Raw genomic sequence first — 23,073 nt, forward strand, 5'->3', positions numbered from 1 at the left:
CAAAAAAAATGAAGCGGTAATTATATGCCCGGAATGCAGCAGGTCAAAGCGATGGGTGCTGGATCAAAAAATGACGAGCCAATAGCGCACTGGTGAAATTCTTCTTTAAATAAAAGCCGCGTGGCAGTGTCAGAATCGGTTCACCCTGGGAGCCAATGGCTTCGGTGAGCGCTTTCGCATTCGCCGCTTTAGGTCTTATCTGTAAATATTCCCCGTGACGAGCGGTAATTCTTTCAACCTGACCAAGAACAATCATATCCATTAATTCTTCCCAGTCTTCGCGTAACTGCCGTTCCTCTTCGTCATTTGGACTCCACAGTAATGGCGACCCTACGCGCCGCTGCGCCAGAGGAATACTGCGCTCGCCTTCTACTGGTACCCACAGCACGCGTTTTAACTTGTGACGTACATGGCTGGTTTCCCAGGTGACGCCGCTATTGCCGGTTAAAGGCGCCACGCAAACGAAAGTGGTTTCCAGAGGACGGCCAAGGCTATCCACAGGAATCGTTTTTAGCTCTACGCCCAGGGCCGCAAAATCTTGTTCAGGTTTACTGCCTGCGCTTGCGCCAAGCCAAATTTCCAGCAACACGCCTATCCAGCCTTTATCGCGCTTTAAATTCTCCGGTGCAACCAGCCCGGCAAGTGCCGCCAGCTCACCCAATGTGTAACCGGAAAGTTGCTGTGCTTGCGCAAATAACTGCGCTTCAGTTTCTGGTGGAGAGAGCAATGGGCGAGGCTGGAGCATGGTGTTATACCTTGATTAAAAATTGAGCAGCAATTTTATACCGGATATGCCAAGTGTAACTTTTTCCACGTGTGTTATTCAATTGCATGATTTATATTGCTTTTTAGGTTTCAGATAACCACGTTGCGCAACGTATGGGGAGGTTTTCCAAATCTGGTCACTGAAAATAAACAGGATCTTACACCATGTTATCCACAGAAAGCTGGGATAACTGTGAAAAACCCTCACTACTGTTTCCATTTACAGCCTTGACGTGCGACGAAACTCCAATTTTTAGTGATGCGGTGCTTAACTTATTGGCACATTCTGTGGATAAATACGACATTGGTTGATCTTTCACCACCTCGTATACAGCGAGTGTGATACAGGTCACTATTTTACCTGTTTGGTAGCGATTTAAGCACCTAGTTCATTGATTAGTAATTATTATTTTGTAATGCCTGAATCAGGGGTGTTCAGAATGCTCTGGGTTTTCCCGTAGTAATTCCGTAGTTCTTCACAACTCTATCCACAGAAAAGGTGAATAAAAACGGTGATGTTCCCCCTCTGCTGTTTATAACTCTGCACTTAACTGTGAGTTATTCAATTGTTATTAGTGTGTAATGCCTTGCAGAGAGTGGTTTACCGCCTTCCAGGAGTATGAAACAATCATTCGCATATAAAGTTTTATTTTGAGGTAGTCCGGTGATTGATGACGATGGCTACCGCCCAAACGTAGGTATCGTGATTTGTAATCGTCAGGGGCAAGTAATGTGGGCCCGTCGATTTGGTCAGCACTCCTGGCAATTTCCGCAAGGCGGAATTAACCCCGGAGAATCCGCAGAACAGGCGATGTACCGTGAATTGTTTGAAGAAGTAGGATTAAGCCGCAAAGACGTTCGAATCCTTGCTTCAACGCGTAACTGGTTGCGCTACAAATTACCAAAACGTTTGGTGCGTTGGGACACGAAGCCGGTGTGTATCGGCCAAAAACAAAAATGGTTTCTCTTGCAGCTGGTGAGCGGCGATGCGGAAATCAATATGCAAACCAGCAGTACACCAGAGTTTGACGGCTGGCGTTGGGTAAGTTACTGGTATCCGGTCAGACAGGTGGTGTCATTTAAACGTGATGTCTACCGCAGGGTAATGAAAGAGTTTGCGAGTGTTGTGATGGCGCTACAGGACAATACGCCTAAACCACAAAACGCATCTACTTATCGACGTAAAAGAGGTTAAGTCACGCCAATTATGCTCACTCGCCTGCGCGAAATAGTCGAAAAGGTAGCCAGTGCTCCCCGCCTTAACGAGGCGTTGAATATTCTGGTTACCGACATCTGTCTTGCGATGGATACCGAAGTCTGTTCGGTCTACCTGGCCGATCACGACCGACGTTGTTACTACCTGATGGCGACTCGGGGGCTGAAAAAACCGCGAGGTCGCACCGTAACGCTCGCGTTTGATGAAGGGATCGTCGGCCTGGTTGGCAGGCTGGCGGAACCAATAAACCTTGCGGATGCGCAAAAACACCCCAGCTTCAAATATGTCCCCTCCGTAAAAGAAGAGCGTTTCCGTGCTTTCTTAGGCGTTCCGATTATTCAGCGTCGCCAATTGCTTGGCGTGCTGGTGGTGCAGCAACGAGAGCTACGCCAGTACGATGAAAGCGAAGAATCCTTTCTGGTGACGCTCGCCACCCAGATGGCGGCCATTCTTTCCCAGTCGCAGTTGACTGCCTTATTCGGACAATATCGCCAGACGCGAATCCGCGCATTACCGGCTGCACCCGGCGTGGCAATTGCCGAAGGTTGGCAGGATGCCACTTTACCCTTAATGGAACAGGTGTATCAGGCATCAACGCTGGATCCAGCGCTGGAACGTGAGCGTCTGACCGGAGCGCTGGAAGAGGCAGCTAACGAATTTCGTCGTTACAGCAAACGCTTTGCTGCCGGGGCGCAGAAAGAAACGGCGGCCATTTTTGATCTTTACTCGCACCTGCTTTCCGACACCCGTTTGCGTCGCGAACTGTTTGCCGAGGTGGATAAAGGCTCGGTCGCAGAGTGGGCTGTGAAAACGGTCATTGAAAAATTTGCTGAACAGTTTGCCGCGCTAAGTGATAACTATCTCAAAGAGCGCGCTGGCGATTTACGCGCGCTGGGTCAGCGATTGCTGTTTCACCTTGATGATGCAAATCAGGGGGCGAACGCCTGGCCGGAACGTTTCATTCTGGTGGCAGATGAATTGTCGGCGACGACCCTTGCGGAGTTGCCCCAGGACCGCTTAGTCGGCGTTGTCGTGCGCGATGGCGCGGCTAACTCCCACGCCGCGATTATGGTGCGTGCGCTGGGTATTCCTACCGTGATGGGGGCGGACATTCAACCTTCAGTGCTGCATCATCGGACGCTGATTGTTGATGGTTATCGCGGGGAATTACTGGTCGACCCGGAACCGGTGCTGCTACAAGAATACCAACGGCTAATTAGCGAAGAAAATGAGCTAAGCCGACTGGCGGAAGATGACGTCAATTTACCTGCACAGTTAAAAAGCGGTGAGCGCATTAAAGTCATGCTCAATGCGGGTTTAAGCCCGGAACATGAAGAAAAACTGGGCAGCCGCATTGATGGCATCGGCCTTTATCGCACTGAAATTCCTTTCATGTTGCAAAGCGGTTTCCCGTCGGAAGAAGAGCAGGTGGCGCAATATCAGGGCATGTTGCAAATGTTCAATGATAAACCTGTCACGCTGCGCACGCTGGATGTTGGTGCTGATAAGCAACTGCCTTATATGCCTATCAGCGAAGAGAATCCATGTCTGGGTTGGCGTGGGATCCGCATTACGCTCGATCAGCCGGAGATCTTTTTGATCCAGGTGCGGGCGATGCTGCGTGCCAATGCAGCAACGGGCAACCTGAACATCTTATTGCCGATGGTCACAAGCCTCGATGAAGTTGACGAAGCACGCCGCCTGATTGAACGTGCCGGACGTGAAGTCGAGGAGATGATCGGCTATGCGATCCCGAAACCGCGTATCGGTATCATGCTGGAAGTGCCATCGATGGTGTTTATGCTGCCGCATCTGGCAAACCGGGTCGATTTTATCTCTGTTGGCACCAACGATCTGACTCAATACATCCTGGCTGTTGATCGTAACAACACGCGAGTTGCGAACATTTATGACAGCTTGCATCCTGCGATGTTACGTGCGCTGGCAATGATCGCCCGGGAAGCGGAAACGCAAGGAATAGATCTCCGTTTGTGTGGCGAAATGGCGGGAGATCCTATGTGCGTAGCAATCCTCATTGGGCTTGGGTATCGCCATCTGTCTATGAACGGGCGTTCTGTCGCGCGCGTAAAATATTTGCTGCGGCGCATTGATTTTGCCGAAGCGGAAAACCTTGCGCGGCGCAGCCTGGAAGCACAACTGGCGACTGAAGTTCGTCATCAGGTTGCGGCATTTATGGAGCGTCGCGGCATGGGTGGGCTGATTCGCGGGGGGCTATAGCGCGGATCGTATACATATCTTTTAACGGTATCCGGCAACCAGCCTGGTCCCCTTGTGCTATTATTCGCACCTTTGGAGCGCCTGGAACCTGCGGCGCGCATTTCAATCGCTGTTCTCTTTCAGCGAAATAACAAGAACTTGTGGTGACAGATGACCAGTAGCTATCTGCATTTTCCGGAATTCGATCCGGTCATTTTCTCAATAGGACCCGTTGCGCTTCACTGGTACGGCCTGATGTATCTGGTAGGTTTCATTTTTGCGATGTGGCTGGCAACACGTCGTGCGAACCGTCCGGGGAGCGGCTGGACCAAAAATGAAGTTGAAAACTTACTCTATGCGGGTTTCCTTGGCGTTTTCCTTGGCGGACGTATTGGGTATGTTCTGTTCTACAACTTCCCGCAGTTTATGGCCGATCCGCTGTATCTGTTCCGTGTCTGGGACGGCGGCATGTCCTTCCACGGCGGCCTGATTGGTGTGATTGTGGTGATGATTATCTTCGCCCGCCGCACCAAACGTTCCTTCTTCCAGGTCTCTGATTTTATCGCACCGCTTATTCCGTTTGGTCTTGGCGCCGGGCGTCTGGGCAACTTTATTAACGGTGAATTGTGGGGCCGCGTTGACCCGAACTTCCCGTTTGCCATGCTGTTCCCGGGTTCCCGTACCGAAGATATTCTGTTGCTGCAAAACAATCCGCAGTGGCAGTCCATTTTTGATACTTACGGCGTGCTGCCTCGCCACCCGTCACAGTTGTACGAACTGCTGCTGGAAGGTGTGGTGCTGTTTATTATCCTCAACCTGTATATTCGTAAACCGCGCCCGATGGGGGCCGTGTCTGGCTTGTTCCTGATTGGCTACGGCGCGTTTCGCATCATTGTTGAGTTTTTCCGCCAGCCCGACGCGCAGTTTACCGGTGCCTGGGTGCAGTACATCAGCATGGGGCAAATTCTTTCCATCCCGATGATCGTCGCGGGTGTGATCATGATGGTCTGGGCATATCGTCGCAGCCCACAGCAACACGTTTCCTGAGGAACCATGAAACAGTATTTAGAACTGATGCAAAAAGTGCTCGACGAAGGCACACAGAAAAACGACCGTACCGGAACCGGAACGCTTTCCATTTTTGGTCATCAGATGCGTTTTAACCTGCAGGATGGATTCCCGCTGGTGACAACCAAACGTTGCCACCTGCGTTCCATCATCCACGAACTACTGTGGTTCCTGCAGGGCGACACCAACATTGCTTATCTGCACGAAAACAATGTCACCATCTGGGACGAATGGGCCGATGAAAACGGTGACCTCGGCCCGGTATATGGCAAACAGTGGCGCGCCTGGCCAACGCCGGATGGACGTCATATTGACCAGATAACCACAGTGCTGAACCAGTTGAAAAACGACCCGGATTCCCGCCGCATTATTGTTTCGGCGTGGAACGTGGGGGAACTGGATAAAATGGCACTGGCTCCATGCCATGCCTTCTTCCAGTTCTATGTCGCAGACGGCAAACTCTCTTGCCAGCTTTATCAACGCTCCTGTGACGTCTTCCTGGGGCTGCCGTTTAACATCGCCAGCTATGCGTTACTGGTGCATATGATGGCGCAGCAGTGCGATCTTGAAGTGGGTGATTTTGTCTGGACCGGTGGCGACACGCACCTGTACAGCAACCATATGGATCAAACCCATCTGCAATTAAGCCGTGAACCGCGTCCGCTGCCGAAGCTGATTATTAAACGTAAACCCGAATCCATCTTCGACTACCGTTTCGAAGACTTTGAGATTGAAGGCTACGATCCGCATCCGGGCATTAAGGCACCGGTGGCTATCTAATAACGAAACATCCTGCCAGAGCCGACGCCAGTGTGCGTCGGTTTTTTTTATCCTCTGTTAAATTCTTCGAGACGCCTTCCCGAAATTTTGCAACGCCCTGCAACAGGGTAAATAGTCCGGAAGACGTGCCGAAGAAATAGAAACTGGCACTCGTCTTTTTTTCTCCGCGCCGCATACTGCCGGCATGAAAACACAACGTGGTTATACGCTGATTGAAACGCTGGTCGCGATGCTGATTTTGGTCATGCTAAGTGCAAGTGGTCTCTATGGCTGGCAGTACTGGCAGCAGTCGCAACGGTTATGGCAAACCGCCAGCCAGGCGCGAGACTATTTGCTCTATTTACGTGAGGATGCCAACTGGCATAACCGCGACCACAGTATCGGTGTCATCAGGGAGGGAACGTCATGGTGTCTTGCGAGTGCCGCCGCTGGGGCGAATACCTGTCATGGCAGTTCACCGCTGGTCTTTGTGCCTCGCTGGCCCGAAGTCGAAATGAGCGACCTGACACCTTCGCTCACTTTCTTTGGCCTACGCAATACTGCATGGGCCGGACATATTCGCTTCAAAAATTCAGCGGGCGAGTGGTGGTTGGTGGTTTCTCCGTGGGGAAGGCTCCGGCTTTGTCAGCAAGGAGAAACAGAAGGATGCCTGTAAAAGAGCAAGGTTTTTCTCTGCTGGAAGTGCTGATTGCTATGGCAATCAGTAGCGTACTGCTGCTGGGAGCTGCGCGATTTCTGCCCGCATTACAGCGTGAAAGTTTGATTACTACTCGCAAGCTGGCGCTGGAAGATGAAATCTGGCTGCGGGTATTTACAGTCGCGAAGCATCTCCAGAGAGCAGGTTATTGTCATGGAACCTGTCCCGGTGAAGGTCTGAAAATTGTTGGGCAGGGTGACTGCATCATTGTGCAGTGGGATGCGAACAGTAACGGTATCTGGGAGCATGAGCCGGGAAAAGAATCCGACCAGATTGGATTTCGGCTAAAAGACAATGTCCTGGAAACGCTACGCGGCACGACATCCTGTGAAGGTAAGGGCTGGGATAAATTGACCAACCCAGATGCCGTCGTTATCGACACTTTTCAGGTTACCCGACAGGATAACAGCGGTTTCCCGCCGGTGCTGACGGTTAATATGCACGCTGCCAGCAAGGCTGATCCACAAACCGTGGTGGATGCCAGCTATAGCGTGACAGGATTCAACCTGTGAACCGCGAAAAGGGTGTTTCATCGCTGGCACTGGTCCTGATGCTGCTGGTTTTGGGCAGCTTGCTGTTACAAGGAATGAGCCAGCAGGATCGCAGTTTTGCCTCTCGCGTGACAATGGAAAGCCAGTCATTGCGCCGACAGGCTATCGTACAGTCGGCGCTGGAATGGGGCAAAATACACTCCTGGCAGATGCAGCCCGCAGTTCAGTGCTCACAGTATTCTGCAACCGGTGCCCGAGTTTGTCTGCGTTTACTGGCAGATAATGAAATCTTGCTAATAGCCGGTTATGAAGGCGTTTCATTATGGCGAATGGGGGAAGTCATCGATGGGAATATCGTATTTTCGCCACATGGCTGGAGTGATTTTTGTCCGCTGAAAGAGGAGGCGTTATGTCAGCTTCCCTGAAGAATCAGCAAGGTTTTAGCCTGCCGGAGGTGATGTTGGCGATGGTACTGATGGTGATGATTGTCACTGCGTTATCTGGTTACCAGCGAACATTAAGCACCAGTCTTGCCAGCAGAAACCAGTACCAGCAGCTCTGGCGGCACGCCTGGCAGCAAGCACAACTGCGCGCGATTTCGCCACCTGCAAACTGGCAGGTCAACCGAATGCAGACATCGCAGGCGGGATGTGTCAGCATCAGCGTTACGCTATTTTCACCCGGGGGCAGAGAAGGCGAGATGACCCGCCTGCATTGCCCGAATCGTCAGTAGTCAGGAGCCGCTATGTTAAGGGTCTACCATTCCAATCGTCTGGACGTACTGGAAGCGTTGATGGAGTTTATTGTCGAACGCGAACGGCTGGACGATCCTTTCGAGCCAGAAATGATTCTGGTGCAAAGTACCGGTATGGCACAGTGGCTGCAAATGACCCTGTCGCAGAAATTCGGCATTGCGGCAAACATTGATTTTCCGCTGCCTGCAAGCTTTATCTGGGATATGTTTGTCCGTGTATTACCAGAGATCCCCAAAGAGAGCGCCTTTAACAAGCGGAGTATGAGCTGGAAACTGATGACTCTGCTGCCGCAACTGCTGGATCGCGAAGATTTTACACTATTGCGTCATTACCTGACTGACGATAGCGACAAGCGAAAACTGTTTCAGCTTTCCTCAAAAGCGGCGGACCTGTTTGACCAATATCTGGTCTATCGCCCGGACTGGCTGGCGCAGTGGGAAGCCGGGCATCTGGTTGAAGGGCTGGGAGAAGCGCAGGCCTGGCAAGCGCCGTTGTGGAAGGCGCTGGTGGAATATACCCATGAACTCGGGCAACCGCGCTGGCACCGTGCCAATCTCTATCAACGCTTTATCGAAACACTGGAGTCTGCGACGACCTGCCCACCCGGCTTACCTTCGCGCGTCTTTATATGCGGTATTTCTGCGTTACCGCCTGTTTATCTCCAGGCGCTACAGGCGCTGGGTAAACATATTGAAATCCATCTCCTGTTTACCAACCCTTGCCGTTATTACTGGGGCGATATTAAAGATCCTGCTTATCTGGCGAAACTGCTGACCCGCCAGCGTCGACACAGTTTTGAAGATCGCGAATTGCCGCTATTTCGCGATAGCGAAAATGCCGGACAGCTCTTTAACAGCGACGGTGAACAGGATGTCGGCAACCCGCTACTGGCCTCCTGGGGCAAGTTGGGGCGTGACTATATCTATCTCCTTTCCGATCTGGAGAACAGTCAGGAGCTGGACGCCTTTGTCGATGTCACGCCAGACAATCTGCTGCATAACATACAGTCCGACATTCTGGAACTGGAAAACCGCGCCGTTGCGGGCGTGAACCTCGAAGAGTTTTCCCGTAGCGACAACAAACGCCCGCTTGACCCGCAGGATAGCAGTATCACCTTCCACGTTTGCCATAGCCCGCAGCGTGAAGTTGAAGTTTTGCACGATCGCCTGCTGGCGATGTTGGAAGAAGATCCTACACTTACTCCGCGCGATATCATCGTGATGGTGGCCGACATCGACAGCTACAGTCCGTTTATTCAGGCCGTTTTTGGCAGTGCGCCAGCGGATCGGTATCTGCCTTACGCCATTTCCGACCGTCGGGCGCGGCAGTCGCATCCCGTGCTGGAAGCGTTTATCAGCCTGTTATCGTTGCCGGACAGCCGCTTTGTATCGGAGGATGTGCTGGCATTACTGGATGTGCCGGTGCTGGCGGCGCGGTTTGACATCACCGAAGAAGGGCTGCGTTACTTGCGCCAGTGGGTCAACGAATCCGGCATTCGTTGGGGCATAGATGACGATAACGTTCGTGAGCTGGAACTCCCCGCCACCGGACAACACACCTGGCGATTTGGCCTGACGCGTATGTTACTAGGCTACGCGATGGAAAGTGCTCAGGGGGAATGGCAATCGGTTCTACCTTACGATGAATCGAGCGGCCTGATTGCAGAGCTGGTAGGACACCTGGCGTCACTGCTAATGCAGCTAAACATCTGGCGTCGCGGGCTGGCGCAGGAGCGCCCGCTTGAGGAGTGGCTGCCGGTTTGCCGCGATATGCTCAATGCCTTCTTCCTGCCGGATGCGGAAACCGAAGCGGCGATGACGCTTATTGAGCAACAATGGCAGGCGATTATCGCTGAAGGTTTAGGTGCGCAGTATGGCGACGCAGTGCCGCTATCGTTGTTGCGTGATGAACTGGCACAACGCCTGGATCAGGAACGTATCAGCCAGCGTTTTCTCGCGGGGCCAGTTAACATTTGTACTCTGATGCCGATGCGTTCAATTCCGTTCAAAGTGGTTTGCCTGCTGGGAATGAACGACGGCGTTTACCCGCGCCAGCTTGCACCATTAGGCTTTGACCTGATGAGTCAGAAACCGAAGCGCGGTGACCGTAGCCGTCGCGATGATGACCGCTATCTGTTCCTGGAAGCGTTAATATCCGCGCAGCAAAAACTCTATATCAGCTATATCGGCCGCTCTATTCAGGATAACAGTGAACGATTCCCGTCAGTTCTGGTGCAGGAACTGATCGACTACATCGGGCAAAGCCATTATCTACCGGGCGATGAAGCGCTTAACTGTGATGAAAGCGAGGCAAGGGTAAAAGCGCATCTTACTTGCCACCATACCCGGATGCCGTTTGACCCGCAAAACTACCAGCCCGGTAACTTACAAAGCTATGCGCGCGAGTGGCTACCCGCGGCCAGCCAGGCAGGTAAGGCACATTCTGAATTTGTTCAGCCGCTACCGTTTACCTTGCCGGAAACTGTGCCGCTGGAGACGCTACAACGATTCTGGGCGCATCCGGTGCGGGCGTTTTTCCAGATGCGTTTGCAGGTGAACTTCCGTACCGAAGACAGCGAAATTCCCGACACCGAACCTTTTATTCTTGAAGGGCTTAGTCGTTATCAAATCAACCAGCAGTTATTAAATGCACTGGTTGAGCAGGATGATGCCGAACGCTTGTTCCGCCGATTCCGGGCGGCAGGTGATTTGCCGTATGGTGCCTTTGGTGAAATTTTCTGGGAAACGCAGTGTCAGGAGATGCAGCAACTTGCCGACAGAGTCATTGCCTGTCGTCAGCCGGGCCAGAGCATGGAAATCGATCTCGCCTGTAACGGTGTGAAAATAACGGGCTGGTTGCCGCAGGTCCAGTCGGATGGCCTGTTGCGCTGGCGTCCCTCTTTATTAAGTGTGGCGCAGGGAATGCAACTTTGGCTGGAACACCTTGTCTACTGTGCCAGCGGTGGTAATGGTGAAAGTCGCCTTTTTCTACGCAAAGACGGCGAGTGGCGTTTTCCGCCGCTTGCAGCCGAACAGGCTTTACATTACCTCTCACAGCTGATTGAAGGGTATCGTGAAGGTATGTCCGCGCCATTGCTGGTGTTACCTGAAAGCGGCGGTGCATGGCTAAAAACCTGTTATGACGCAGAAAACGATGCCATGCTGGACGACGAATCCACGTTGCAAAAAGCTCGTTCGAAATTCCTTCAGGCTTACGAAGGCAACATGATGGTGCGTGGCGAAGGTGATGATATCTGTTATCAACGGCTATGGCGGCAATTAACGCCAGAGACAATGGAAGCCATCGTTAAACAGTCGCAACGTTTCCTGTTACCGCTGTTTCGCTTTAATCAGTCATGAGTGCTGTATAAAAATTGCGCAATTCATTCGCTTACTTTATGATGCGCACCAGTCACGGACTGATGGATATATAGACATAGGCTGACTCGTGCAGCACAAGATTAAGTCCTGCCAGATGATTTTCGTTAACGTGTTGAATCTGGGTGGAAAATAAAGTTGATAATGAGGTCCGTGAATGCCCCGCAGCACCTGGTTCAAAGCATTATTGTTGTTTGTTGCCCTTTGGGCACCCTTAAGTCAGGCAGAAACGGGATGGCAGCCGATTCAGGAAACCATCCGTAAAAGTGATAAAGATAACCGCCAGTATCAGGCTGTGCGTCTGGATAACGGTATGGTGGTATTGCTGGTTTCAGATCCGCAGGCGGTTAAATCGCTTTCGGCGCTGGTGGTGCCCGTTGGGTCGCTGGAAGATCCTGAGGCTTATCAGGGGCTGGCTCATTACCTTGAACATATGAGTCTGATGGGATCGAAAAAGTACCCGCAGGCTGACAGTCTGGCTGAATACCTCAAAATGCACGGCGGCAGTCACAATGCCAGCACTGCGCCGTATCGCACGGCTTTCTATCTGGAAGTTGAGAACGACGCCTTGCCTGGTGCGGTAGACCGCCTGGCCGATGCTATCGCTGAACCCTTGCTCGACAAGAAATATGCCGAACGTGAGCGTAATGCGGTGAATGCCGAATTAACCATGGCGCGTACGCGTGACGGGATGCGCATGGCACAGGTCAGCGCAGAAACCATTAACCCGGCACACCCCGGTTCAAAGTTTTCTGGTGGTAACCTCGAAACTTTAAGCGATAAACCTGGTAATCCGGTGCAGCAGGCGCTGAAAGATTTCCACGAGAAGTACTATTCCGCCAATCTGATGAAGGCGGTTATTTACAGTAATAAACCGTTGCCGGAGTTGGCAAAAATGGCGGCGGACACCTTCGGTCGCGTGCCGAACAAAGAGAGCAAAAAACCGGAAATCACCGTGCCGGTAGTCACCGACGCGCAAAAGGGCATTATCATTCATTACGTCCCGGCGCTGCCGCGTAAAGTTCTGCGCGTTGAGTTTCGCATCGATAACAACTCAGAGAAGTTCCGTAGTAAAACGGATGAATTGATTACCTATCTGATTGGTAATCGCAGCCCAGGTACACTTTCCGACTGGCTGCAAAAACAGGGATTGGTTGAGGGCATTAGCGCCAACTCCGATCCTATCGTCAACGGCAACAGCGGCGTTTTAGCGATCTCAGCCTCTTTAACCGATAAAGGCCTGGCTAATCGCGATCAGGTTGTGGCGGCCATTTTTAGCTATCTCAATCTGTTACGTGAAAAAGGCATTGATAAACAATACTTCGATGAACTGGCGAATGTGCTGGATATCGACTTCCGTTATCCGTCGATCACCCGTGATATGGATTACGTCGAATGGCTGGCAGATACCATGATTCGCGTTCCTGTTGAGCATACGCTGGACGCGGTAAATATTGCCGATCGGTATGATGCTAAAGCGGTAAAAGAACGTCTGGCGATGATGACGCCACAGAATGCGCGTATCTGGTATATCAGCCCGAAAGAGCCGCACAATAAAACGGCTTATTTTGTCGATGCGCCGTATCAGGTGGATAAAATCAGCGCACAAACTTTCGCTGACTGGCAGCAAAAAGCCGCCAATATAGCGCTCTCCTTACCGGAGCTTAACCCCTATATTCCTGACGATTTCTCGCTGATTAAGTCAGAGAAGAAATATGACCACCCAGAGCTGATTGTTGATGAATCGAACCTGCGTGTGGTGTATGCGCCGAGCCGTTATTTTGCCAGCGAGCCAAAAGCCGATGTCAGCCTGATTTTGCGTAATCCGAAAGCCATGGACAGCGCCCGCAATCAGGTGATGTTTGCGCTCAATGATTATCTCGCAGGGCTGGCGCTTGATCAGTTAAGCAACCAGGCGTCGGTTGGTGGCATAAGTTTTTCCACCAATGCTAACAACGGCCTTATGGTTAATGCTAATGGTTACACCCAGCGTCTGCCGCAGCTGTTCCAGGCATTGCTCGAGGGGTACTTTAGCTATACCGCCACGGAAGATCAGCTTGAGCAGGCAAAATCCTGGTATAACCAGATGATGGATTCCGCAGAAAAGGGCAAAGCGTTCGAGCAGGCGATTATGCCCGCGCAGATGCTCTCGCAAGTGCCGTACTTCTCGCGAGATGAACGGCGCAAAATTTTGCCATCCATCACTTTGAAAGAGGTGCTGGCCTATCGCGACGCCTTAAAATCAGGGGCTCGACCAGAGTTTATGGTTATTGGCAACATGACCGAAGCCCAGGCAACAACGTTGGCACGCGACGTGCAAAAACAGTTGGGCGCTGATGGTTCAGAGTGGTGTCGTAACAAAGATGTAGTGGTCGATAAAAAACAATCCGTCATCTTTGAAAAAGCCGGTAACAGCACCGACTCTGCGCTGGCAGCGGTATTTGTACCGACTGGCTACGATGAATACACCAGTTCAGCGTATAGTTCTCTGCTGGGGCAGATAGTACAGCCGTGGTTCTACAACCAGTTGCGCACCGAAGAACAGTTGGGCTATGCCGTGTTTGCATTCCCAATGAGCGTGGGGCGTCAGTGGGGCATGGGCTTCCTTTTGCAAAGCAATGATAAACAGCCTTCATTCTTGTGGGAGCGTTACAAGGCGTTTTTCCCAACCGCAGAGGCAAAATTGCGGGCGATGAAGCCAGAAGAGTTTGCGCAAATCCAGCAGGCGGTAATTACCCAGATGCTGCAGGCACCGCAAACGCTCGGCGAAGAAGCATCGAAGTTAAGTAAAGATTTCGATCGCGGCAATATGCGCTTCGATTCGCGTGATAAAATCGTAGCCCAGATTAAACTGCTGACGCCGCAAAAACTGGCCGATTTCTTCCATCAGGCGGTAGTCGAGCCGCAAGGCATGGCTATCCTGTCGCAGATTTCCGGCAGCCAGAATGGGAAAGCAGAATATGTACACCCTGAAGGCTGGAAAGTGTGGGAGAACGTCAGCGCGTTGCAGCAAACAATGCCCCTGATGAGTGAAAAGAATGAGTGATGTCGCCGAGACACTAGATCCTTTGCGCTTGCCCTTACAGGGCGAGCGCCTGATTGAAGCCTCTGCCGGCACAGGCAAAACCTTTACGATTGCGGCGCTCTATTTGCGCCTGTTACTTGGACTAGGCGGTTCTGCCGCCTTTCCCCGCCCGCTTACCGTTGAAGAACTGCTGGTGGTCACCTTTACCGAGGCTGCCACCGCAGAATTGCGCGGTCGTATCCGTAGCAATATCCACGAGTTGCGCATCGCTTGTCTGCGTGAAACCACCGACAATCCACTGTACGAACGCCTGCTGGAAGAGATCGACGATAAAGCGCAAGCCGCGCAGTGGTTGTTGTTAGCCGAACGGCAGATGGATGAAGCGGCAGTCTTTACTATTCACGGCTTTTGCCAGCGCATGCTCAACCTGAATGCCTTTGAATCCGGCATGCTGTTTGAGCAGCAGCTGATTGAAGATGAGTCTCTGCTACGCTACCAGGCCTGCGCCGATTTCTGGCGTCGCCACTGCTACCCGCTGCCGCGTGAAATAGCCCAGGTCGTCTTTGAAACCTGGAAAGGGCCGCAGGCGTTACTGCGCGATATTAATCGTTATCTGCAAGGCGAAGCGCCGGTTATCAAAGCACCGCCGCCCGATGATGAAACGCTGGCTTCCCGCCACGCGCAAATTGTGGCGCGTATTGATACGGTAAAACAGCAGTGGCGCGACGCAGTGGGTGAACTGGATGCGCTGATCGAATCTTCTGGTATTGATCGACGCAAGTTTAACCGTAGCAATCAGGCGAAATGGATAGACAAGATCAGCGCCTGGGCAGAAGAAGAGACCAACAGTTATCAGTTGCCAGAGTCGCTGGAAAAATTCTCTCAGCGTTTCTTAGAAGATCGCACGAAAGCCGGGGGGGAAACCCCGCGACATCCGCTGTTTGAGGCGATCGATCAACTGATTGCAGAACCATTGTCGATCCGCGATCTGGTGATCACCCGCGCATTGGCTGAGATCCGCGAAACAGTAGCGCGTGAAAAACGCCGCCGTGGCGAATTGGGTTTTGATGACATGTTAAGTCGGCTCGATTCCGCGCTGCGTAGCGAAAGCGGTGAGGCTCTGGCGACAGCGATCCGTACGCGATTCCCGGTGGCAATGATCGACGAATTTCAGGACACGGACCCGCAGCAGTACCGGATTTTTCGCCGTATCTGGCACCATCAGCCGGAAACCGCATTGTTGCTGATTGGCGACCCGAAACAGGCCATTTATGCGTTCCGTGGTGCGGATATCTTCACGTATATGAAGGCGCGTAGCGAAGTTCACGCGCACTACACCTTAGATACCAACTGGCGTTCCGCACCAGGAATGGTGAACAGCGTAAACAAGCTTTTCAGCCAGACTGATGACGCATTCATGTTTCGCGAAATACCGTTTATTCCTGTGAAATCTGCCGGGAAAAATCAGGCACTGCGTTTTGTATTTAAAGGTGAAACGCAGCCAGCGATGAAAATGTGGTTGATGGAAGGCGAAAGCTGCGGCGTTGGCGACTATCAAAGTACCATGGCGCAGGTATGTGCCGCGCAAATCCGCGACTGGTTACAGGCCGGGCAGCGCGGGGAAGCGTTGCTGATGAACGGCGATGATGCACGTCAGGTACGTGCCTCGGACATCAGTGTGCTGGTGCGCAGCCGCCAGGAGGCCGCCCAGGTGCGCGATGCCTTAACGTTGCTGGAAATCCCTTCCGTTTACCTTTCGAACCGCGACAGTGTTTTTGAAACTCTGGAAGCGCAGGAAATGCTTTGGTTGTTGCAGGCGGTGATGACGCCCGAACGTGAGAACACCCTGCGTAGTGCGCTGGCAACGTCAATGATGGGGCTGAACGCGCTGGATATCGAAACGCTGAACAATGACGAAAATGCGTGGGATGCGGTAGTTGAAGAGTTCGATGGTTATCGGCAAATCTGGCGCAAACGTGGCGTCATGCCAATGCTGCGGGCGCTGATGTCGGCGCGCAACATTGCAGAAAACCTGCTGGCAACGGCAGGTGGCGAGCGGCGTCTTACTGACATCTTGCATATCAGCGAACTGCTACAAGAAGCCGGAACGCAGCTGGAAAGTGAACATGCGCTGGTACGCTGGTTATCGCAACATATCCTCGAGCCAGACAGTAATGCTTCCAGTCAACAAATGCGTCTCGAAAGCGACAAACATCTGGTGCAGATCGTCACGATCCACAAATCGAAAGGGCTGGAGTATCCGCTGGTCTGGCTGCCGTTTATCACCAATTTCCGTGTACAGGATCAGGCGTTCTATCACGATCGAGGCTCGTTTGAAGCAGTTCTGGATCTTAACGCTGCGCCAGAAAGCGTAGATCTTGCTGAAGCCGAACGTCTGGCTGAAGATCTGCGTTTGCTTTACGTGGCGCTCACGCGTTCGGTCTGGCATTGCAGTCTCGGTGTGGCACCACTGGTGCGCCGTCGTGGCGATAAAAAAGGTGACACCGACGTTCATCAAAGTGCGCTCGGGCGCTTGCTGCAAAAAGGAGAAGCGCAAGATGCGGCAGGGCTTCGCGCCTGTATTGAAGCATTGTGCGATGATGATATAGCCTGGCAAACGGCACAAACTGGTGATAACCAACCCTGGCAGGTTAATGATGTTTCTACAGCAGAGCTGAATGCGAAGACGTTACAACGATTGCCCGGCGATAACTGGCGCGTCACCAGCTACTCTGGTTTGCAACAGCGTGGTCACGGTATCGCCCAGGATTTGATGCCTCGGCTGGATGTCGATGCTGCAGGCGTTGCCAGCGTCGTTGAAGAACCGACGTTAACACCACATCAGTTTCCGCGCGGTGCGTCACCGGGGACGTTCTTGCACAGTTTGTTTGAAGACCTGGATTTTACCCAGCCGGTTGACCCGAACTGGGTGCGGGAAAAACTGGAGCTTGGCGGTTTTGAAGCGCACTGGGAACCTGTGTTAACTGAGTGGATCACGGCTGTCCTTAAGGCACCACTCAATGAAACGGGTGTTAGCCTGAATCAGCTTTCCGCCCGCGATAAACAGGTGGAGATGGAGTTTTATCTGCCGATTAGTGAACCGCTTATCGCCAGTCAGCTTGATACGTTAATCCGCCAGTTTGACCCGCTATCCGCAGGCTGCCCGCCGCTGGAGTTCATGCAGGTGCGCGGCATGTTAAAAGGTTTTATTGACCTGGTGTTTCGCCACGAAGGGCGTTATTACCTGCTCGACTATAAATCCAACTGGTTGGGTGAAGACAGTTCGGCTTACACCCAACAGGCTATGGCAGCGGCGATGCAGGCACACCGCTATGATCTGCAATATCAGCTTTATACCCTGGCGCTGCACCGTTATCTGCGCCATCGCATTGCTGATTACAACTATGATCGTCACTTTGGCGGCGTTATCTATCTGTTCCTGCGTGGCGTTGATAAAGAACATCCGCAACAAGGGATCTACGCGACCCGACCCAACGCCGAGTTGATTGACCTGATGGATGAGATGTTTGCCGGTATGACCCTGGAGGAGGCGTAATGAAATTGCAAAAGCAATTACTGGAAGCTGTGGAGCACAAACAGCTACGCCCGCTGGATGTGCAATTTGCCCTGACCGTGGCGGGAGATGAACATCCTGCTGTCACCCTCGCGGCGGCACTGTTAAGTCATGATGCCGGAGAGGGACACGTCTGTTTGCCGCTTTCACGACTGGAAAATAACGAGGCGTCGCATCCGCTGTTGGCGACCTGTGTCAGTGAAATCGGTGAGCTACAAAATTGGGAAGAATGCTTGCTGGCTTCACAAGCGGTCAGCCGGGGAGATGAACCAACGCCGATGATCCTTTGTGGCGATCGCCTTTATCTGAATCGCATGTGGTGTAACGAGCGTACGGTGGCGCGCTTCTTCAATGAGGTGAATCATGCCATCGAGGTGGATGAAGCGTTGCTGGCGCAAACGCTGGATAAACTCTTTCCGCCTGGTGATGAAATTAACTGGCAAAAAGTGGCGGCAGCAGTGGCACTGACGCGGCGCATTTCGGTAATTTCCGGCGGCCCCGGCACAGGTAAAACGACGACTGTGGCGAAGTTGTTGGCTGCGTTAATTCAGATGGCCGACGGTGAACGCTGTCGTATCCGCCTGGCTGCGCCAACGGGGAAAGCTGCCGCACGCTTAACAGAATCTCTCGGCAAGGCTCTGCGCCAGTTACCGCTGACCGATGAACAAAAGAAACGCATACCGGAAGACGCCAGCACCTTGCACCGCCTCCTGGGCGCGCAGCCAGGTAGCCAGCGCTTACGCCATCATGCGGGTAACCCGCTGCATCTTGATGTGCTGGTGGTGGATGAAGCGTCAATGATCGATCTACCGATGATGTCGAGACTGATCGACGCCTTGCCCGATCATGCGCGAGTGATCTTCCTCGGCGATCGCGATCAACTGGCCTCGGTTGAGGCCGGAGCTGTGCTGGGCGATATCTGTGCTTATGCCAATGCGGGCTTTACCGCAGAGCGTGCCGGGCAGTTGAGCCGCCTGACGGGAAGCCACGTTCCGGCGGGAAGCGGCACAGAAGCGGCATCACTGCGCGATAGTCTCTGCCTGCTGCAAAAGAGTTACCGTTTCGGCAGCAACTCTGGCATTGGTCAGCTTGCGGCGGCTATTAATCGCGGCGATAAAACGGCAGTGAAAACCGTTTTTCAGCAGGATTTTACTGATATCGAAAAACGGCTTTTACAGAGCGGCGAAGATTATATTGCGATGCTTGAGGAAGCTCTTGCGGGTTACGGACGCTATCTGGATCTGCTGCAAGCGCGTGCCGAGCCGGATTTAATCATTCAGGCGTTCAATGAGTACCAGCTTTTGTGCGCCCTGCGGGAAGGGCCGTTTGGCGTGGCTGGACTGAATGAGCGAATTGAACAGTTTATGCAACAGAAGCGCAAAATTCATCGTCATCCGCACTCGCGCTGGTACGAAGGCCGGCCGGTGATGATTGCCCGTAATGACAGTGCGCTTGGGTTGTTTAATGGTGATATCGGTGTCGCTCTGGATCGCGGGCAGGGGACACGTGTATGGTTTGCAATGCCGGATGGCAATATCAAGTCTGTGCAACCGAGTCGCCTGCCGGAGCACGAAACTACGTGGGCGATGACAGTACATAAATCGCAGGGATCGGAGTTCGACCATGCGGCGTTGATTTTACCGAGCCAACGCACGCCGGTAGTAACGCGAGAGCTGGTTTACACCGCGGTGACCCGCGCGCGTCGGCGTTTGTCATTGTATGCCGATGAACGCATTTTGAGTGCGGCAATCGCTACGCGCACCGAGCGGCGTAGCGGGCTGGCAGCGTTGTTTGGTTCGCGGGGATAAATGTGATTGCCTGATGCGACGCATGCGCGTCTTGTCATGCCTGGGGGCATTGCGCATATCGCATCCGGCGATTTTCATCGCTTACCCTAAGTCCGCCATCAACACTTTGATTTTCCGTAGGTCGGATAAGGCGTTCACGCCGCATCCGACGATGAGTGCCGATGCCTGATGCGACGCATGCGCGTCTTATCATGCCTGGGCATTGCGCATATCGCATCCGGCGATTTCCATCGCTTACCCTAAATCCGCCATCAACACCTTTGATTTTCCGGAGGTCGGATAAGGCGTTCACGCCGCATCCGACGATGAGTGCCGATGCCTGATGCGACGCATGCGCGTCTTATCATGCCTACGAGTGTTACGCATATCGCATCCGGCGATTTCCATCGCTTACCCTAAGTCCGCCATCAACACCTTTGATTTACGCTGGTAGTTGTACAACTGCTTTTTGCTCTCCGGCAGCAAATCAATATCCACCGGGGTAAATCCGCGTTCCTGGAACCAGTGAATACTGCGCGTAGTCAGTACAAACAATTTGCTTAAGCCGCTCTGCTTCGCCTGGGCTGCAATGCGTTCCAGCAAAACCTCGCCCCTTGATGAACTGCGGTAATCCGGGTGAACTGCCACACAGGCCATTTCACCTATCTTCTCTTCCGGGAATGGATAGAGCGCGGCGCAGGCAATAGTCGTGTTATCGCGCTGAATAATAGTGAATTTGTCGATTTCCATCTCCAGTTGCTCGCGAGAACGACGCACCAGAATACCTTGCTGCTCCAGTGGGCGAATCAACTCCAGAATACCGCCAATATCGTTGATTGTTGCGCGACGAATCTGCTCGGCGCTTTCCATCACAATCTGCGTACCGATACCGTCGCGTGAGAACAACTCTTGCAACAGCGCGCCATCTTCCTGATAACTGATTAAATGACAGCGACGCACGCCGCTGCGGCAGGCTTTCACTGCGCCACGCAAAAAGCGCACCGTACCGGAGTTGTAATCACCTTTCTCTTCCTGGGCTTCTACCCGCGCTTGCGCTTCGTTAGGGAAAAGTTCTGAGACAATATCACCGTCGTCATTAGTGACGCCCTGTGAAGAGCAAAAACCAATCATCTTCTCAGCTTTCAGTTTGATGGCCAGTTGAGTGGCAATCTCTTCCGAGGTCAGGTTAAAGCTCTCGCCAGTGACCGAAACCGCCACCGGCCCCATCAGCACAATCGCACCGCTGTCCAGTTGGCGATGAATCGCTTCTTCATCAATCCGCCGGATGCGCCCGCTATGGCAATAATCCACACCATCATCCACGCCCAGCGGCTGGGCAATAATAAAATTGCCGCTGACGACGTTGATATGCGCGCCCTGCAACGGCGTGTTGTTGAGGCTCATTGACAAGCGAGCGGTTATATCCAGTTGTAACGTACCCGCAGCCTGCTTCACCAGCTCCAGCGTTTTGGCGTCGGTCACGCGCGTATTCTTGTGATATAGCGGCTCGTGGTGATGCGCTGCCAGATTCGCGTCGATCTGCGGACGTGCGCCATAAACCACCACCAGACGGATGCCGAGGCTGTGCAACAACCCAATATCATTGACAATACTGGAGAAATTTTCATGCTCAATGGCTTCTCCGCCGAGCATGATGACAAACGTTTTTCCCCGGTGGGTATTGATATAGGGAACCGAATGGCGGAATCCCTCGACCAGCTCGGTTTTACGTTCCTTTACCACGGCACACCCCTTTGCATGATTATTCGAAATTATTGTATTTTTATTCTGTTTTTTCGCCGTGTGCAAGTGCAAATTTTATGCGAGTGCGACTTTTTTATCAGTAATACCGTGAATATAAATAGAATGTTTACCGTTTTATAGATGACAGATTATGCGTCTTTCGCTAAAGTTTCCGGTCAAATTGGTCGTTTACTTGTTACACAGCTTAGATTTCTTTTGCTCGGGAGAGGCATGTCAGGATCCAACACTGCAATCAGCCGTCGTCGTTTACTGCAAGGCGCGGGCGCCATGTGGCTATTGAGCGTAAGCCAGGTGAGTCTGGCTGCGGTCAGCCAGGTCGTGGCGGTGCGCGTCTGGCCTGCGTCCAGCTACACCCGCGTGACGGTAGAATCAAATCGTCAGCTGAAATATAAGCAGTTCGCGTTGAGTAATCCTGAACGCGTGGTGGTGGATATCGAAGATGTAAACCTGAACTCGGTGCTCAAGGGGATGGCTGCGCAAATCCGCGCTGACGACCCGTTCATCAAGTCGGCACGCGTCGGCCAATTTGATCCGCAAACCGTGCGGATGGTTTTTGAGTTAAAGCAAAATGTAAAACCGCAGATGTTTGCCCTCGCGCCGGTCGCCGGGTTTAAAGAACGTCTGGTGATGGACCTTTATCCGGCCAATGCTCAGGACATGCAAGACCCATTGCTGGCATTGCTGGAGGATTACAACAAAGGCGACCTCGAAAAGCAGGTGCCGCCTGCGCAGAGTGGCCCACAGCCAGGCAAGGCCGGGCGCGATCGTCCGATTGTCATTATGCTCGACCCTGGCCACGGCGGCGAAGACTCCGGCGCGGTGGGGAAATACAAAACGCGCGAAAAAGACGTGGTATTGCAAATAGCTCGCCGTCTGCGCTCTCTGATCGAGAAAGAGGGCAATATGAAGGTTTACATGACGCGTAATGAAGATATCTTCATTCCGTTGCAAGTGCGCGTAGCAAAAGCACAGAAACAGCGTGCTGACTTGTTTGTCTCTATTCATGCCGACGCCTTTACCAGTCGCCAGCCGAGCGGTTCCTCGGTGTTTGCGCTCTCTACCAAAGGCGCAACCAGTACTGCGGCAAAATATCTGGCGCAAACCCAGAACGCCTCGGACTTGATTGGTGGCGTGAGCAAAAGCGGCGACCGCTATGTCGACCACACCATGTTCGATATGGTGCAGTCGTTGACCATTGCCGACAGCCTGAAGTTTGGTAAGGCCGTGCTAAATAAGCTGGGGAAAATCAACAAACTGCATAAGAATCAGGTTGAGCAGGCCGGGTTTGCTGTGCTGAAAGCGCCAGATATTCCTTCCATTCTGGTCGAAACGGCGTTTATCAGTAACGTTGAGGAAGAACGCAAATTGAAAACGGCGACTTTCCAGCAGGAAGTTGCGGAGTCTATTCTTGCGGGAATTAAAGCGTATTTTGCCGATGGGGCGACGCTGGCGAGAAGAGGATGATAAAAAGGCGCTGAATGGCGCTTTTTTTATGGGAGAATAGAAACAAAAAAACACCCGTTAGGGTGTTCAATAATTGGTTGCGGGGGCCGGATT

General features: G+C 52.6%; 16 protein-coding genes. 14 read left to right on the forward strand and 2 right to left on the reverse strand.

The features are described 5' to 3' along the window. Window positions 1-43: 43 nt before the first annotated feature. Window positions 44-745, reverse strand: coding sequence for a DNA mismatch repair endonuclease MutH (gene mutH / locus D9741_RS02480; RefSeq protein WP_130217884.1), 702 nt, complete (start codon window positions 743-745; stop codon window positions 44-46). A 185-nt stretch (window positions 746-930) separates the two neighbouring features. Here mutH and D9741_RS23750 point away from each other — a divergent pair, with 185 nt between their 5' ends. The 13 genes from D9741_RS23750 to recD all read left to right on the forward strand — a co-directional run bounded on the left by D9741_RS23750 (window position 931) and on the right by recD (window position 19,773). Continuing rightward, on the forward strand, window positions 931-1,077 hold the full coding sequence (locus D9741_RS23750) for a hypothetical protein (RefSeq protein WP_276319965.1): 147 nt from the start codon (window positions 931-933) through the stop codon (window positions 1,075-1,077). Window positions 1,078-1,429: 352 nt separating this feature from the next. Then, window positions 1,430-1,960, forward strand: coding sequence for an RNA pyrophosphohydrolase (gene rppH, locus D9741_RS02490; protein WP_130207736.1), 531 nt, complete (start codon window positions 1,430-1,432; stop codon window positions 1,958-1,960). A 12-nt stretch (window positions 1,961-1,972) separates the two neighbouring features. Continuing rightward, window positions 1,973-4,219 carry a phosphoenolpyruvate--protein phosphotransferase gene (gene ptsP, locus D9741_RS02495; protein ID WP_130217880.1) on the forward strand — a complete coding sequence of 749 codons (2,247 nt, stop codon included), beginning with the start codon at window positions 1,973-1,975 and terminating at the stop codon, window positions 4,217-4,219. A 150-nt stretch (window positions 4,220-4,369) separates the two neighbouring features. Continuing rightward, window positions 4,370-5,245 carry a prolipoprotein diacylglyceryl transferase gene (gene lgt, locus D9741_RS02500; protein WP_032239304.1) on the forward strand — a complete coding sequence of 292 codons (876 nt, stop codon included), beginning with the start codon at window positions 4,370-4,372 and terminating at the stop codon, window positions 5,243-5,245. A 6-nt stretch (window positions 5,246-5,251) separates the two neighbouring features. Beyond that, the gene (gene thyA, locus D9741_RS02505; RefSeq protein WP_000816232.1) at window positions 5,252-6,046 is read left to right on the forward strand and encodes a thymidylate synthase; all 795 of its coding nucleotides are present in this window, start codon (window positions 5,252-5,254) and stop codon (window positions 6,044-6,046) included. 184 nt (window positions 6,047-6,230) lie between these two features. Then, a complete protein-coding gene (locus D9741_RS02510) occupies window positions 6,231-6,701 on the forward strand; it encodes a prepilin peptidase-dependent protein (RefSeq protein WP_130217877.1) in 471 nt (156 codons plus the stop codon). Next, entirely contained in the window at window positions 6,692-7,255 is a 564-nt protein-coding gene (locus D9741_RS02515) for a prepilin peptidase-dependent protein (protein WP_130217875.1), read from the forward strand. Before D9741_RS02510 ends, D9741_RS02515 begins: the two co-directional genes overlap by 10 nt. Beyond that, window positions 7,252-7,659 (forward strand): DUF2509 family protein, encoded by a 408-nt coding sequence (locus D9741_RS02520; protein ID WP_130217873.1) that lies wholly within the window; start codon window positions 7,252-7,254, stop codon window positions 7,657-7,659. Before D9741_RS02515 ends, D9741_RS02520 begins: the two co-directional genes overlap by 4 nt. Next, complete coding sequence (locus tag D9741_RS02525; RefSeq protein WP_130207726.1) at window positions 7,644-7,967, forward strand: prepilin-type N-terminal cleavage/methylation domain-containing protein; 324 nt, start codon at window positions 7,644-7,646, stop codon at window positions 7,965-7,967. Before D9741_RS02520 ends, D9741_RS02525 begins: the two co-directional genes overlap by 16 nt. A 12-nt stretch (window positions 7,968-7,979) precedes the next feature. After that, window positions 7,980-11,348, forward strand: coding sequence for an exodeoxyribonuclease V subunit gamma (recC, locus tag D9741_RS02530; protein ID WP_130217871.1), 3,369 nt, complete (start codon window positions 7,980-7,982; stop codon window positions 11,346-11,348). Between the two features lie 175 nt (window positions 11,349-11,523). After that, window positions 11,524-14,412 (forward strand): pitrilysin, encoded by a 2,889-nt coding sequence (gene ptrA / locus D9741_RS02535; RefSeq protein ID WP_130217869.1) that lies wholly within the window; start codon window positions 11,524-11,526, stop codon window positions 14,410-14,412. Further along, window positions 14,405-17,947, forward strand: coding sequence for an exodeoxyribonuclease V subunit beta (recB, locus tag D9741_RS02540; protein ID WP_130217867.1), 3,543 nt, complete (start codon window positions 14,405-14,407; stop codon window positions 17,945-17,947). Before ptrA ends, recB begins: the two co-directional genes overlap by 8 nt. Then, window positions 17,947-19,773: an exodeoxyribonuclease V subunit alpha gene (recD, locus tag D9741_RS02545; RefSeq protein WP_130217865.1), complete on the forward strand. Its 1,827-nt coding sequence runs from the start codon at window positions 17,947-17,949 to the stop codon at window positions 19,771-19,773. The genes recB and recD overlap by 1 nt, the downstream gene beginning before the upstream one ends. A gap of 390 nt (window positions 19,774-20,163) precedes the next feature. Here the strand turns inward: recD and argA are convergent, their stop codons facing one another. Then, a complete protein-coding gene (gene argA, locus D9741_RS02550) occupies window positions 20,164-21,495 on the reverse strand; it encodes an amino-acid N-acetyltransferase (RefSeq protein ID WP_064529846.1) in 1,332 nt (443 codons plus the stop codon). A gap of 231 nt (window positions 21,496-21,726) precedes the next feature. Here argA and amiC point away from each other — a divergent pair, with 231 nt between their 5' ends. Further along, complete coding sequence (gene amiC / locus D9741_RS02555) at window positions 21,727-22,980, forward strand: N-acetylmuramoyl-L-alanine amidase AmiC (RefSeq protein ID WP_044189882.1); 1,254 nt, start codon at window positions 21,727-21,729, stop codon at window positions 22,978-22,980. Window positions 22,981-23,073: the final 93 nt, after the last annotated feature.

Origin of the sequence: Escherichia sp. E14V7 (genome assembly GCF_004212225.1) — a bacterium.
In the GTDB taxonomy this organism is placed as follows: Bacteria; Pseudomonadota; Gammaproteobacteria; order Enterobacterales; family Enterobacteriaceae; genus Escherichia.